This is a genomic window from Micromonospora sp. NPDC005299 (genome assembly GCF_042872345.1).
Taxonomy (GTDB): domain Bacteria; phylum Actinomycetota; class Actinomycetes; order Mycobacteriales; family Micromonosporaceae; genus Micromonospora.
Genome location: NZ_JBIAKG010000002.1, coordinates 185,102 through 198,036 on the forward strand (window position 1 = coordinate 185,102; position 12,935 = coordinate 198,036).

Consider the following 12,935-nt stretch of genomic DNA (forward strand, 5'->3'; position numbering starts at 1 on the left):
GGAGCGTCCCGGCCCCCGGACGCCCTTGCCAATTTTCTTCAGCCGAAGGAACGCTTCTGAAGGGTATCGACATAGACGTTCATGACGGTATAGCGTCCGCGCCAACGATCCTCGACCGGTCGCTGAAGGAGTGCCATGCCCACGCCACGAACCGTCCGCCTGCGGCGCCGAGGACTGCTCGGCATCCCCGCCCTGGTGACCGCCGCGCTGGCCGTCGCCACCCGACCCGGCGCGGCGGCCGCCGCCCCGAACGCCCGGCCCGCCGCGCCGAAGGCCGAGTGCCTGGCCGACCTGCTCGGGGAGTCCTGATGGCGACTATCCCCTGGCTGGTGGACGTGTTGCGGGGGGCCGGGGTGCAGGTCGTCGTCGAGGGCGACTGGCTCAACCGGATGCGCCCCGGCTCCTTCGACCCGATCGGGGTGCTGTGGCACCACACGGCGTCCACCTCCAGCGCCACCAATCCGCACCCGGCGCTCAACATCTGCATCAACGGCCGGCCCGACCTGGCCGGCCCGCTCTGCCAGGCGCTCGTCGACTACCACGGCGTGTTCCACGTGATCTCGGCCGGGCGGTGCAACCACGCCGGCACCAGCGGCGGCAGCGGACCGATCCCGGCCGGCGACGGCAACACCATGCTGATCGGCTGGGAGATCGACTACAACGGGGTCGACCAGGAGATGACGGCGGCCCAGTACGACGCCTCCGTCGCCGCCACCGCGGCCGTCCTCACCCGGCTCGGCCGGGACGCCAGCTACGCGCGCGGGCACCGGGAGACCAGCACCACCGGCAAGATCGACCCGTCCTTCATCGACCTGAACGTGATGCGCGCCGACGTCGCCGCGAAGATGGGCGGCGCCCCGGCCTGGTCCTCGATCGTGGACAACGCCACCGGCGGGCGCTTCACCGCCGGCGCGAGCTGGGGCGTCTCGTCCTTCTCCGGGCAGCGCTACGGCGCGGACTACCGCTACGCGGACCCGGTCGCCGCCAGCGACCCGGCCTGGTACCGGTTCAACGTCCCGGCCGCCGGCAACTACCGCGTGGACGCCTGGTGGCCGGCCAACGCCGGCTACAACGGCGCGACGCCGTACATCATCGCCACCACGACCGGCAACCGGACCGTCTCCGTCGACCAGCGGGCGACCGGCGGCCAGTGGCGTACCCTCGGCACCTTCGCCCTGCCGGCGGGGGACGCCAACCGGGTGGCGGTGAGCCGGTGGACCACCGCCACCGGCCTCGTCATCGCCGACGCCGTCCGGCTCACCCGGGTCTGACCGCCCACCGGGCCCCGGCCGGCAGCCGCCCGGCCGGGGTCAGCCCGGCACGGGCCGGCCCATCTCGGCCAGGATCCCGGTGCCCTGGCCCAGCTCGATCAGGTAGCCGTCGGGGTCACGCAGGTAGCACCGGATCTCCACCCCGTGGTCCTTCGGTTCGGTCAGGAACTCCCCGCCCCGGGAACGCCACAGCTCGTAGACGGCCCGGACGTCGGTGACCCGGATGTTGAGCGCGCCGCTGAGCGTGTCCGGGTCGGTCGGCGCCCGCGCCGTCACGGTCGGCTTGTCGTCGGTCGGGCCACCCTCGTCGTTCAACACGAGGTAGCTGTTGTGCAGGCGGAGCACCGCGGGCCGCCGGTCCCGCACCACCGTGGCGCCCAGGACACGGCGGTAGAACTCCCGCGAGCGGTCCACGTCCCGCACGATCAGCAGGTGGGTGACGACCAGGCCGTGTTCGGGCTGGAAGTAGTCCGGTGCCTCATCCGTCACGACGCCCCCTCCCTCGGCCCGCCGGTTACCCGGGTGCTCGCGGGCCACACCCCGACCGGAGCGGTACCGGCTCCGGGGTGCGCCGCGGTTCGCGGGCCGATGGTATGAATGCAGCGTGGCGTCGGCGCAGAACATGGACCTGATGGGCAACGTCCGCACGCTGGTCGAGGACGCGCTGCCGGCGCGACTGCCGGGCGCCCGCGTCGCGGCGGACCGCGACGAGATCGTCGTCGCCGTCCCCGGCGGCCGGGCCCGGGTGTCCCTGGTCCCGCTGCTGCGCAGCTGCCTCGACCAGCCCCGGCAGGCGTGGCCGGAGCTGGTGGCCGACTGGGTCGCGGCGGTGCGCCGGGAGCTGCCGGACAGCGTCTCCGCCGACCTCGGGCCGGTCGACGTCGAGCAGCTCCGGCTCCGCCTCACCCCGGCGGCCGCGACCACGGAGGCCGACAGCTATCTGGCCATGCCGTTCGGCGCCCACTTCACCGCGGTGGTGGTGGTGAACCGGCCCGAGCGGCTGGACCTGCTGACCCTCGCCCAGGCCGCGCGACTGGACCGCGAGCCCGCGGAACTGGTGCGCATCGCCGTGCGGCAGACTGTGGAGCGCGAACTGACCACTCTCGATGTGCGGGACCACGAGCTGCCCACCGGTGGGTCGGTGCGCCTGCTCGCCGCCGACGGCAATCCCTTCGTGACGACCGCCCTCATGTCGGTCAAGCGGTTCCTGCCGGAGGGCGCCGACCACGGCGCGCTGGTCGCGGCGCCGCAATACGGTGCGGTGCTGCTGCACCGGGTGGACAACCGGGTGCAGGACGCCGCCGTGGCACTGCACCGCCTGGCCGGTTCCATGTTCACGGCCGCCGCCGACCCGTGTTCGGACCAGGTCTTCTGGTGGCACGCCGGCGAGTTCCACCCGGTCCGCGTCGTGCCGGGGGAGTCCGGCGCAGCCGTGCGGGTGCGGATGCCCGAGGCGCTGGCTCCGGTCGTAGCGCGGCTGGATCGACCTACGGAGTGAGCGCCCGGTCGAGTTTCCGGGCGGCCAGCGCCTGATCCCGTTGCGCGGTCAGGAAGGGGAGCGCGGCGTCCCGCTCCCCGTCGTGCCAGGCCCGCACGAGCCCCTCGTAGAACGCGGCCTGCTCCGCCAGCTGCCGTGCGCCCGTGCCGGAGGACTCGGCGGCCCGCTCGCGGCACAGCTCGGCCAGCTGGGTGGCCGGCTCGACGGGGGACGCCGTGGCGTTGACCACCCGCCATCCAGGCAGCTGGTGCCAGTGGGTGCGGCGCCGGCGCGGATCCTGGGCGAAGTCCCGCTCGGCCACGTCGGCGAGGCGCTCGGCCGGCCAGCCGTCGATCTTCTTCAGGCCGCCGTCCAGCACGAACCGCCGCGCCTGCTCCACCGCCCCGTCGGAGGACAGGTCGACCGCCCGTGGCCCGGGGCGGACCTCGTCCATCCGGATGCCGTACGTCATGATCCAGCTCGTGAAGGGCGCCACGAGCGGCTGCACCCCCGCGGCGACCCAGCCCGCGGGCCGGGTGGGCGAGCCGGACCAACCGATCCAGGCCAACGACCAGTCCAACGGCTCGCGCGCCAGCACCGTGTCGAGGCCGCCGCCCCGGAGGGACCACTCTCCCGGCAGGTCGGGCCGCAGCTCGGAGAGGACCTGCCGCCACCGCCGCGCCGTGTCAGCCGAGGACATACGCACCTTTCGCGGGTCGGTGGTCGGGTCCGGTCAGTCTACGCTCAGCGGTCGCTGCGTCGGCCGTAGCTCCTCCGGCGGCTCGGGCAGGTCCAGCACCCGCTTGACCTTGTTGGCCCAGCTCGGCTCGATGCCCGTCTTCAGGCCGGTCTTGAGGTCGTAGGCGTGCGCGACCTCCCAGTCCAGCTCGTCGGTCACCGAGTCCTTGTACTGCCGCTCCAGGATGACGTCCGGCCGGAAGTCCTGGTCGGTCACCTTCGGCGTCTCGACGCCCTGGGCGTCGTAACCGACCTCGGTACGCAGCCGGAAGCCCGTCTCCGGGTCGAGCATCGTGGTCGCCTCGGTGTCGATCGCGTTGGCGAGGTGCCGGTGTGACTCGGTGCCCAGCGCGGTGCGCTCCACGACGAGGTCGGCCACGTCCTCGGGGTAGCCCCGCTCCAGGAGCTTGTCCCGCTGCCGCTGGTAGCCCTCCCGCTGGAGGATCGAGTCCCGGTTCTGGTCGACGTGGTCCCAGGCGTCGTCGACCATCTCCTGGAGCTGGTCGGCGATCTGCCGGCGCGCCTTGCCGATCTCCTCCAGGCTCTTCTCGTCGTGCTTGTCCAGCTCCGGGTCGTTCTGCGGGCGCTGCGCGTCGGCGTCCCCCTCGGTGGACCTGCCGTCGGTCGACCTCGGGCCACCGGGCCGGCCGCTCTCCGCCGCCTCGGTGACGGCCCGGTGCGTCTCGGCGACGGTGGTGGGCCGGCCGTGCGACCCGCCGCCCCGCTGCCGCGGCACACCGCCGTCGCCGACATCCCCGCCATCGCCGACGCCCCCGCCGTCGCCGCCGTCGCCGGTGCCGCCGTGCGGTCCCTTGGGCTTCGCCACGATCCCCCCGGTCAGCCGTTGACGAGCTTGGACAGGTTGGTGAGGCTGGTGACGAGCGCCGTGGTGTAGCTCAGGATCCGGCCCGCCCACTTGAGCACGGCGGCGGTGATCTGCGCGGCGATCACCGGGATCGTCACCACGAAGATCGCCTCGACCGCCCAGACGATGACGCGCGCGACGAGGTCCGCGATAAGGTCACGGACGATGTCGCGGGTGAACGAGACGAGGTTCCCGGCGGCCTGGGTGGCGGCCGCCATCGCCGCGGACGCGCCCCCCAGACCGGCGATCGCGTCGACGTTGTTCTTCATCAGCGACTGGTACGCCTCGGCGGCGTGCCCCCGCCAGTCGGGCAGGTCGCCGGCCAGGTGCGCCTGCAGGTCGGCCGCCATCCGCTGCAGGTGGCCGGCCATGTTGTCCCAGGTGGCCGCGTGCGACGCGACGACATCGGGCATGCCGGTGAGCCAGTCGAGCATCTCCCGCAGCGGCTCGAAGTATTCCATCGCCCAGCCGATGCCGTTGGCCAGCAGGGCGCTGAACGGGTCCAGCACCGTCGCGGCGACGTCCAGCCCGAAGGCCGCCCCGGCGAGCAGGTCGTCCACCCAGCCCTCGCTGCGGATGGCGTCCACCAGGCCCTCAACGCCGTCGGCCAGCGACGACCCCGTCCACACCTCCCGGGTGGACCGGACGTCCGCGACCAGCGAGTTGTCGGTCATGCCCGCAACCGCCGGCTGATCGCCTCCATCGAGCTCGCCGCGTCACCGTCCACACCGTCGTAGCTGTCGGCGGTGCGGCGCAGGCCGTCGGCGACCAGCCTGAGGTTCTCGTCGACGTACGCGACCAGCTCGTCCTGGCGGCTGTGCCGGTCCTCCAGGATCGCGGAGATCCACCCGCAGAGCAGCCCGTACGCCTGGTCGTCCCGCGCGATGTGCGCGCTCGCGCCGCGGACCGCGTCGAACCGGGCCCGCAACCCCTCGACGTACGCGGCGTGCGCGCGGATCTGCTCGGGGTCGGCCGCCCAGCCGGCCGGGCCGCTCACCGCTGCCAGCCGTGGCCGTCGTAGGAGCCGGGCTCGCCCCAGCCGGGTTCCGGATCGGGGCGCAACTGACGGCCCACCCGCTCGGCGATGGCCCGGGCGGCCGCCGACTCGGTGCCGACGGTCTCCGCGATGATCTCCTGCGACCGCTCGGCGAGCTGTCCCTTCGCCCGCCGGATCGCGTCCATGACCGCCTGGGCCACCACCTCGGGGGAGACTCGCTGGATCTGCCGGCCCAGGCGCAGGTCGAGCAACGCGCCGCTGGAATCGACGGTGACCTCGGCCAGTCCGTTGTCGTCCTCGACCGTGACCCGCAGTTCCTGGAGGCGGTCACTCATCGCTTTCGTGTCCGCGGCGAGCTTGTCGATGCGGCCCTTCCAGGCCCGCATCTGGTCCATGGCGCCGTCCGGGTCCAGCACACCGCCGCCGCTCAGAGCCCCGCTCACCATGCGCCTCCCCCGAGTCGGCCCGGATCCCGTGAGACTGCTGATCCCCAGCGCCTCGCAGGGCGGCGTCGATTGTAGAACACCCCTTCACATCCGGTGACGGTCGGCAACGCCACTGTGGACCCACCGAGTGATCAACCGGCCGGGCGGGTGCTCTCCCGGGGCAGGATCGTGTGCGGCGCGGTGATCCGGACGGGCGCGGCGTCCGGGCGGTCCAGCCGGGCGACGACCAGAGCGACCGCCTCCCGGGCGAGGAACGCGGGGTCGGCGGAGACGGAGGTCAGCGTCGGTCGCGAGTAGCGGCCCTCCTCGCTGTCACCGAACCCGGTCACCGCCACGTCCGCGGGCACCCGCAGCCCGGCGTCGGCGGCGGCCCGCAGGGCGCCGATGGCGAGCCGGTCGGAGTAGCAGAGGACGGCGTCGGGGGAGTGCTCGTTCGCGAACAGCCACCGGGCGGCCCGATAGCCGTCCTCGTACCGATCCTGGGCGGTGGCCCGCAGGTAACCGGCGGGTGGGTCGAGTCCGGCCCGGCGAACCGCCCGCTGATAGCCGAGGGTGCGGGGCTGCGCCGGTCCGGTGGTCTCACCCGGGCCGGCGCCGATGGCGGCGATCCGCCGTCGCCCCGTGCGCAGCAGGTGCTCGGTGGCGTCGGCCGCCGCGCGGGCGCCGTCGAGGGCCACCTGATCGCAGCGCGGATCGCGGCTCTCGCCGAGCAGGACGAGGGGAGTGCCGGTGCGGAGGTGGGCGTCGATCAGGCCCGGCGGCACCGTGTCCGCGCCGAGCAGGACGGCGTCGACGCCCGGCGGGGCGCCGGAGTGCGCCGATGGCGCGGGACGGCCGGTGTCGGGTCCGAGCTGCTCGACGACGACGCGGAAGCCCTGGCTGGTGGCCGCGCGGACGACCTCACGCGCCAACCCGTGCAGGCCGGGCGCCTCGACGTCAGGAACGATCAGCGCGAGCAGGCCGGTGCGGCCGGTGCGCAGGGTGCGGGCCGCGAGGTTGGGCCGGTAGCCGAGCTCACCGACGGCCTCCCGCACGCGGCGCCGCACGTCGTCGCTGACGTGCGGATGGTCGTTGATGACGTTCGAGACCGTCTTCACCGACACGCGGGCGTGCCGCGCCACGTCCCTGAGCGTGGTGGCCACGATCCGTCCTCTCGCCTCGCCCCTCCTGACACCGGCCAACTGCTTTTGCTGGTGTACACACCGGACGATCCCAGAGACAGCGACACCGGTCAAGGCATTACGCTGGTGTGGACGAAAGGAGAGCGACGGTGAGTGACGAGCGATCGGTGCCGGCCGCCGTGCGGCTGGTCCGCGACTTCGTCAACACCTTCGAGCCGCAGGTCGACGAGGAGTCGCTGACCACGCCGGACGCGCTGCGGGACTGGCTCACCGAGCGAGGGGTGCTCCCCGCCGACGCGCGGCTGAGCCCGGCGGACCTCGCCGCCGCCCGCACGGTCCGCGAGGGCCTGCGGGCGGTGCTGCTCGGCCACGCCGGCCACCCCGCCGACCCCGGCGCGCTGCGGCGCCTCGACGAGGCCCTGGCCGCGGCGCCCGTGCGGATGACGCTCGCGGGCGGCGGTGCGCGCCTCGTTCCCGCCCGGACCGGCCCGCTCGACGTGGCGCTGGCCGCCCTGGTCGACGCCATCCGGCAGTGCGCGCAGGACCAGGTGTGGACCCGGCTCAAGGTGTGCGACCGGGACACCTGCCGGTGGGCCTACTACGACGCCTCCCGTAACCAGGCGCGCCGCTGGTGCTCCATGGCCGGATGCGGCAACTACGTCAAGATGCGCCGGGCCTACGCCGTCCGCCGCGACCGCCGGTCCCGGACGCCGGACACCGGCCGGGACCGCTGACCCGGCAGCCGGTCGCACGGCCCGGCCCGGTCCCGGGCGCGGCGGGCGCGGTCACGACGGCGCGATGCCGTGGACCGCCCAGGTGACGTGCGGCGGATCCGCCCCGGCCAGCACGGTCGCGGTCAGCGCGCCGGTGCCGCAGCCCACGTCCAGCCAGCGCAGGCCGGGCGGGAGCGCCAGCAGGCCAGGAAGTCGCGCGCGACCAGCCGGCTCCACCGGCCCACGTACGCCTCGCCGTCGGCCCAGACCGGATCCGCCATACCGGCAGAATACGACCGGCGGAGCCCGCGCCGATTCGGCCGGCCGGACGCATGTGGCCCGCCGTCCCGGGAACGCCTTCCGCATGGCCAGGTACACGAAGCCCGAACTCCGGGAGCAGCTCAAGGAGGAGATCCAGGCCTCCGACAAGGGTGGCCGGCCCGGGCAGTGGTCGGCGCGCAAGTCGCAACTGCTCACCAACGAGTACAAGAAGCGCGGCGGGGGCTTCGAGGGACCCAGGGACCAGCGGCAGCGGTCACTGCAGCGGTGGGGCGCCGAGGAGTGGCAGACCCGGTCGGGCTCCACCCGTGCGCGCCGGAACGGTGAGACCGCGCGTTACCTGCCCAAACGGGCGTGGCAACAGCTTTCGGACGAGCAGCGGCGCGACACCGACACGAAGAAGCGGCAGGCGTCGCGGTCCGGGCGGCAGTTCGTGGCCAACACGGGACCGGCGAAGCGCGCCCGCCGGGAGGCCACCTCGGCGGGGCAACTGTCGGACCTGCCGGTCACGGAGGCGGTCAAGCTGGTCCGTGGCCTCGACACGCGCCAACTCCGGGCCGCGCTGCGGCGCGAGCGCGGCGGCAAGGACCGCAAGACGCTCGTCCAGCGGCTGGAGTCGGAGCTGGCCCGGCGCTGACGACGCTGCCCGGCGCGGACCCCCCGGCCGGGGCGGTCCGTCAGCCGTCGCGCCGCAACCGGCCCGTCTCCCCGCCCCGGGTGTCCACGAGCACCAGCACGTCGCCGTCCAGTCCCGCCCGGGACGCCCCGGACAGCCAGAGTGCCACCGGGACGTTCGCGCAGCCGATCAGCGTGCTGGGGCCGGCGGTGGCGAGCAGGGCGCCCTCCGCCCCGGCGACCCACCGGCCACCCTGGCCGTTGCAGCCGTCGGAGCCGCGCCATCCGCCGTCGTCACGCATCTCCACGTACGCCGGTGCCGGCCCGCCCCGCTGTGGACCGGCGGGTACCCAGCGGCCGAGCAGGGCGGCCCGGCCGGCCGGCGTGAGGACCGCCGGCAGCGCGGCGGCCGGCGCGAGGGCGCGCCGGACCTCGGGCGTGACCACGGGCGGCTCGGCCAGCGCCGGCAGCAGGTGGGGCCCGGGGGTGGGCCTCGCGCCGGGCGCCAGCCGGGCGACCTGCCGGCCCTGGTCGTCGAGGAGGATCGGGGTGTTCCCGGCCATGCGGAAGGCGGTGGCCCGGGGCAGCCAGGCGGGTCCGCGCCGCGGATCGGACGGACAGCCCGGCTGGTCGGACGGCGAGAGTCCGGAAAGCTCGGCCACGAACAGGCCGCCAGCACCCGCCCGCCACGTCCCCATCGACACTCCGCAGCGGTCGAACCACAGCAGGTCGCCCTGGTCGGGGGGAGCGAGCCGCAGCACGCCGCGGCCTCCGTCGACGGCGGTCACCGTCCAGTTGCCGATCAGCGCGACCGGGTCAGGGGACGATCCACCGCCCGTGGGGCCCGCGCTCATGCCCGGCGAGCCGGTGGTCGCCTCCGAGCCGGCGGCGCAGCCCGCCAGCAGGATGCCCACCGCGACGGCCGCCATCAGGTGCCTGCTGCGCCGCATCGTCCCGCCCCCTCCGCCGGCCCGGTCGTTTCTCGGGCGTCCGGTGATGGGACGAGGGGCCGGGACCGGCGGTTCCGCCGACCCCGGTCCGGGGCGGGACGATCCTCGGGGCGCGCCGCCTCCGCCGCCAGCCCCAGGGCGGCCGGCGGCGAAGGCGGCGACGTGCGCTACGGCGTGGCGAGACCCACGCTGATCGTCCTGGTCAGCGTGGCGTTGTCGTCGTCGCCGTCGAGGGACCAGACCATCGCCCCGGCCAGCCCGGCCCGCCGGATGTAGAGCGTCTTCTGGAGCACCACCAGCGGATCGTCGTACGTCCAGAGGGTCGTGCCGTCGAACAACCAGGCGTGGCCGGCGCGCAGGTCGCGGTGCACGGTGTAGCCCTTGCCGGCCAGGGTCTTGAGTTGCCGGTAGTCCTCGGAGCCGGCCTCGAAGGTGGCCGGTGCGGGCCCGGCCGCCGGTTGGAACAGCCCGTCCCCGCCGCCGGTCACGCCGGTCCAGCCGCGGCCGTAGTAGGGGATGCCCAGGACCAGCTTCCCACGCGGCGCGCCGCGGGCGAGCCAGCCGTCGATCGCCACCTCGGCGGAGAAGTCCGGGTCGTCCGGGGCGCCCGCCGGCACGCGCAGCGCCGACTGCTGGTTCGTCACCGGATCCCAGGAACCGTGGAAGTCGTATCCCTGCACGGTGGCGAAGTCGAGGTAGCGGAAGATCTTCCGGCCCTCGTAGCCGGCGTCCATGGTGGCCGGGTTGGCCGGCAGGAACGCGGTCAGCGCGTAGTGCCGGCGGGTCTGCCGGCTGTACGCGTCGAGTTGCCGGCGGAACTCGGCGAGCAGCTTGGTGAAGTTCTCCCGGTCCTCGGGGCGGACCACGTTGCCCGGTTCACCGGGCCAGTTCGGCCACTCCCAGTCCAGGTCGAAGCCGTCGAAGACGCCGGCGGCGGCGCCCGGGCCGCCGCTGCCGCCGTCCAGGACCGGCAGGTTCCCCTTCAGGTAGAGCTCGATGCAGGAGGCGACGAACGCCCGGCGGGAGGCGTCGGTGCGGGCGGCGTCGGAGAAGTACGTCGACCAACTCCAGCCGCCCAGCGAGATCATCACCTTCAGGTCGGGGTGCCGGGTCTTGAGCTTGGCCAGCTGGCCGAAGTTGCCGTTGAGCGGCTCGCCCCAGGCGTCGGCGACGCCGTCGACGCTCTCCTCCGCCGGGACGGTGCGCTGGTAGTCGGCCCAGGCGTCCCCCTCGCCCGGCCCACCGTCCACGTAGCAGCGTCCGTCGGCGCTGACGTTGCCGAAGGCGTAGTTGACGTGGGTGAGGCGGCTCGCCGCCCCGGAGGTGTCGAGCTTCTTGACCGGGAAGGCCCGGCCGTAGATGCCCCACTGGGTGAAGTAGCCGACCCGGTGGTATCCGGTCCGGCGGGCGGAGCCGTCCGCCGCGCTCGCGGCGCTCGGTGGTGCGGCGGTGAGCAGCAGGGTCGACAGGGCGACGACGGCGGTGAGGCGGCGGTGGCGGAACGGTCGCATCGGCACTCCCACGGCGGACGGAGCGGGATTAGTTAAGAGACCTTTCTGATCGATGAAGCTAAGCCGGTCGTCAATCGAGGTCAAGAGCGCCGCGCGGAGTTGCTAGGCTGGTGGGTGCGCGCCGAGAGGCTGCGCGCCGACTCGAAGGAGACAGACATGACGGGCGACGACGACATCTCCGGGTGATCCCGGCCCAGTTCGTCGCATCCCTGTCTCGTCATTCCGGGCGGCCGTGCCCTGCCCGGCTCCACCCCTGAGGGTCTCTTCGATATGTCCGACACCTGTGTCGTGTGCACCAACCTCTCCTTCTCCTGGCCGGACGACACCCCGGTCTTCCAGGATCTGTCCTTCACCGTGCCGCCCGGCCGCACCGGCCTGGTCGCGCCGAACGGCGCCGGCAAGACCACCCTGCTGCGGCTGATCGCCGGCGACCTCACCCCCACCGGCGGCGCCGTGACCGTGGACGGCGTGCTCGGCTACCTGCCGCAGAACCTGCCACTGGCCGGCGACCTGACCGTGGCCCAGGTGCTGGGCGTCGACGCGGTGCTCCGGGCCTTGCACGCCATCGAGGCCGGCGACGCGGCCGAGGAGCACTTCGGCACCATCGGCGACGACTGGGACGTGGAGGAGCGCAGCCGGGCCGAACTCGACCGGCTGGGCCTGGGGGACGTCCCGCTCGACCGGCGGCTGGCCACCCTCAGCGGCGGGCAGGTCGTCTCCCTCGGCCTCGCCGCGCAACTGCTCCGCCGCCCCGACGTGCTGCTGCTCGACGAGCCGACGAACAACCTCGACCTCGACGCACGGCACCGCCTCTACGCGGTGCTCCAGGAATGGTCCGGCTGCCTGCTGCTGGTCAGCCACGACCGGGCCCTGCTGGACCGGATGGACCGCATCGCCGAACTCGACCGCGGGGAGGTGCGCCTGTTCGGCGGGAACTTCACCGCGTACGAGGAGGCCGCCCGGGCGGCCCGGGAGGCGGCCGAGCGCACCGTGCGCGGCGCCGAGCAGGAGGTGAAGCGGGAGAAGCGGGAGATGCAGCAGGCTCGGGAGCGGGCCGAACGGCGGGCCGGCAACGCCGCCCGCAACCTCGACAGCGCCGGCCTGGCCCGGATCGTCGCCGGCGGGCTCAAGCGCAGCGCCCAGGAGTCGGCCGGCCGGTCCCGGCAGATGCACGCCAACCGCGTAACCGAGGCCCAGTCCCGGCTCGACGAGGCCAGCCGGGCGCTGCGCGAGGACCAGACGCTGACCCTCGACCTGCCGGAGACCACCGTCCCCGCCGGCCGGACGGTCGTGGCGGGGGAGCGGATGCAGATCCACCACGACGGGCGGGCCGTCTTCGCTGGCGCCGGGGTGGACCTGACCATCCGGGGGCCCGAGCGGATCGCCCTGACCGGACCCAACGGCGCCGGCAAGTCCACCCTGCTCCGGCTGCTGGAGGGGGACCTCGACCCGGAGGGCGGACAGGTGCGCCGGGGCGAGGGCCGGGTCGCGTACCTGTCGCAGCGGCTGGACCTGCTCGACCCGGACCGCACGGTGGCGGAGAACTTCGCCGCGTACGCCCCCGACCGGCCGCCCGCCGAGCGGATGAACCTGCTCGCTCGGTTCCTCTTCCGCGGCGCGCGGGCCCACCTGCCGGTCGGCGTGCTCTCCGGCGGCGAACGCCTGCGGGCGACCCTCGCCTGTGTCCTGTACGCGCAGCCGGCGCCCCACCTGCTGCTGCTGGATGAGCCGACGAACAACCTCGACCTGGTCAGCGCGAGCCAGTTGGAGAACGCCCTGGGCGCCTACCGGGGAGCGTTCGTGGTGGTGAGCCACGACGAGCGGTTCCTCGCCGACATCGGCGTGCGGCGGTGGCTCCGCCTCGACGACGGCCGGCTCCGCGAGGTGCCCGCACCCGACCCGACCTGAGCCCCGCCGCGCCCGTCTCGGAAGGCGGGTCTGGACGGACTTAA

General features: G+C 74.1%; 16 protein-coding genes. 6 read left to right on the forward strand and 10 right to left on the reverse strand.

Annotation, left to right across the window (positions count from 1 at the left end; translation table 11 throughout):
- Positions 1-135 precede the first annotated feature (135 nt).
- Entirely contained in the window at positions 136-309 is a 174-nt protein-coding gene (locus ACFYPD_RS06170; RefSeq protein WP_387109598.1) for a hypothetical protein, read from the forward strand.
- Positions 309-1,271, forward strand: a complete 963-nt coding sequence (locus tag ACFYPD_RS06175) for an N-acetylmuramoyl-L-alanine amidase (RefSeq protein ID WP_387109600.1) — start codon at positions 309-311, stop codon at positions 1,269-1,271. Before ACFYPD_RS06170 ends, ACFYPD_RS06175 begins: the two co-directional genes overlap by 1 nt.
- Before the next feature lie 39 nt (positions 1,272-1,310).
- On the opposite strand, the gene ACFYPD_RS06180 is transcribed toward ACFYPD_RS06175, so the two are convergent.
- Positions 1,311-1,760 (reverse strand): VOC family protein, encoded by a 450-nt coding sequence (locus ACFYPD_RS06180; protein WP_387109602.1) that lies wholly within the window; start codon positions 1,758-1,760, stop codon positions 1,311-1,313.
- A 115-nt stretch (positions 1,761-1,875) separates the two neighbouring features.
- On the opposite strand from ACFYPD_RS06180, the gene ACFYPD_RS06185 reads away from it, so the two are divergent.
- Positions 1,876-2,769 carry a hypothetical protein gene (locus tag ACFYPD_RS06185; protein WP_387109604.1) on the forward strand — a complete coding sequence of 298 codons (894 nt, stop codon included), beginning with the start codon at positions 1,876-1,878 and terminating at the stop codon, positions 2,767-2,769.
- Here ACFYPD_RS06185 and ACFYPD_RS06190 read toward each other — a convergent pair.
- From ACFYPD_RS06190 to ACFYPD_RS06215, 6 genes are all read right to left on the reverse strand, one after another.
- The gene (locus ACFYPD_RS06190) at positions 2,759-3,448 is read right to left on the reverse strand and encodes a hypothetical protein (RefSeq protein WP_387109606.1); all 690 of its coding nucleotides are present in this window, start codon (positions 3,446-3,448) and stop codon (positions 2,759-2,761) included. The genes ACFYPD_RS06185 and ACFYPD_RS06190 overlap by 11 nt on opposite strands.
- A 33-nt stretch (positions 3,449-3,481) precedes the next feature.
- Positions 3,482-4,312 (reverse strand): hypothetical protein, encoded by an 831-nt coding sequence (locus ACFYPD_RS06195; protein WP_387109608.1) that lies wholly within the window; start codon positions 4,310-4,312, stop codon positions 3,482-3,484.
- A gap of 11 nt (positions 4,313-4,323) precedes the next feature.
- Positions 4,324-5,025 (reverse strand): WXG100 family type VII secretion target, encoded by a 702-nt coding sequence (locus ACFYPD_RS06200; RefSeq protein WP_387109610.1) that lies wholly within the window; start codon positions 5,023-5,025, stop codon positions 4,324-4,326.
- Positions 5,022-5,348: a type VII secretion target gene (locus tag ACFYPD_RS06205; protein ID WP_387109612.1), complete on the reverse strand. Its 327-nt coding sequence runs from the start codon at positions 5,346-5,348 to the stop codon at positions 5,022-5,024. The genes ACFYPD_RS06200 and ACFYPD_RS06205 overlap by 4 nt, the downstream gene beginning before the upstream one ends.
- Positions 5,345-5,791: a YbaB/EbfC family nucleoid-associated protein gene (locus ACFYPD_RS06210; protein WP_387109614.1), complete on the reverse strand. Its 447-nt coding sequence runs from the start codon at positions 5,789-5,791 to the stop codon at positions 5,345-5,347. The genes ACFYPD_RS06205 and ACFYPD_RS06210 overlap by 4 nt, the downstream gene beginning before the upstream one ends.
- 134 nt (positions 5,792-5,925) lie before the next feature.
- On the reverse strand, positions 5,926-6,936 hold the full coding sequence (locus ACFYPD_RS06215; RefSeq protein WP_387109616.1) for a LacI family DNA-binding transcriptional regulator: 1,011 nt from the start codon (positions 6,934-6,936) through the stop codon (positions 5,926-5,928).
- A 128-nt stretch (positions 6,937-7,064) separates the two neighbouring features.
- On the opposite strand from ACFYPD_RS06215, the gene ACFYPD_RS06220 reads away from it, so the two are divergent.
- Entirely contained in the window at positions 7,065-7,649 is a 585-nt protein-coding gene (locus tag ACFYPD_RS06220; RefSeq protein ID WP_387109618.1) for a CGNR zinc finger domain-containing protein, read from the forward strand.
- A gap of 51 nt (positions 7,650-7,700) precedes the next feature.
- On the opposite strand, the gene ACFYPD_RS06225 is transcribed toward ACFYPD_RS06220, so the two are convergent.
- On the reverse strand, positions 7,701-7,865 hold the full coding sequence (locus tag ACFYPD_RS06225; protein WP_387109620.1) for a hypothetical protein: 165 nt from the start codon (positions 7,863-7,865) through the stop codon (positions 7,701-7,703).
- Between the two features lie 127 nt (positions 7,866-7,992).
- Between ACFYPD_RS06225 and ACFYPD_RS06230 the strand changes: the two genes are divergently transcribed.
- On the forward strand, positions 7,993-8,544 hold the full coding sequence (locus ACFYPD_RS06230; protein ID WP_387109622.1) for a DUF5872 domain-containing protein: 552 nt from the start codon (positions 7,993-7,995) through the stop codon (positions 8,542-8,544).
- 40 nt (positions 8,545-8,584) lie between these two features.
- Here the strand turns inward: ACFYPD_RS06230 and ACFYPD_RS06235 are convergent, their stop codons facing one another.
- Together ACFYPD_RS06235 and ACFYPD_RS06240 are read right to left on the reverse strand one after the other, a co-directional pair.
- On the reverse strand, positions 8,585-9,472 hold the full coding sequence (locus ACFYPD_RS06235; RefSeq protein ID WP_387109624.1) for a hypothetical protein: 888 nt from the start codon (positions 9,470-9,472) through the stop codon (positions 8,585-8,587).
- A gap of 167 nt (positions 9,473-9,639) precedes the next feature.
- A complete protein-coding gene (locus ACFYPD_RS06240; protein WP_387109626.1) occupies positions 9,640-10,983 on the reverse strand; it encodes a glycoside hydrolase family 18 protein in 1,344 nt (447 codons plus the stop codon).
- Between the two features lie 270 nt (positions 10,984-11,253).
- Between ACFYPD_RS06240 and abc-f the strand changes: the two genes are divergently transcribed.
- Complete coding sequence (gene abc-f / locus ACFYPD_RS06245; protein WP_387109628.1) at positions 11,254-12,891, forward strand: ribosomal protection-like ABC-F family protein; 1,638 nt, start codon at positions 11,254-11,256, stop codon at positions 12,889-12,891.
- Positions 12,892-12,935: the final 44 nt, after the last annotated feature.

Excerpts from the sequence above, each read along its gene's own strand:
- ACFYPD_RS06170 (WP_387109598.1), top strand. The coding sequence starts at position 136 with ATGCCCACGCCACGAACCGTCCGCCTGCGGCGCCGAGGACTGCTCGGC.
- ACFYPD_RS06175 (WP_387109600.1), top strand. The coding sequence starts at position 309 with ATGGCGACTATCCCCTGGCTGGTGGACGTGTTGCGGGGGGCCGGGGTG.
- ACFYPD_RS06190 (WP_387109606.1), bottom strand. The coding sequence starts at position 3,448 with ATGTCCTCGGCTGACACGGCGCGGCGGTGGCGGCAGGTCCTCTCCGAG.
- ACFYPD_RS06200 (WP_387109610.1), bottom strand. The coding sequence starts at position 5,025 with ATGACCGACAACTCGCTGGTCGCGGACGTCCGGTCCACCCGGGAGGTG.
- ACFYPD_RS06230 (WP_387109622.1), top strand. The coding sequence starts at position 7,993 with ATGGCCAGGTACACGAAGCCCGAACTCCGGGAGCAGCTCAAGGAGGAG.
- ACFYPD_RS06235 (WP_387109624.1), bottom strand. The coding sequence starts at position 9,472 with ATGCGGCGCAGCAGGCACCTGATGGCGGCCGTCGCGGTGGGCATCCTG.
- ACFYPD_RS06240 (WP_387109626.1), bottom strand. The coding sequence starts at position 10,983 with ATGCGACCGTTCCGCCACCGCCGCCTCACCGCCGTCGTCGCCCTGTCG.
- abc-f (WP_387109628.1), top strand. The coding sequence starts at position 11,254 with ATGTCCGACACCTGTGTCGTGTGCACCAACCTCTCCTTCTCCTGGCCG.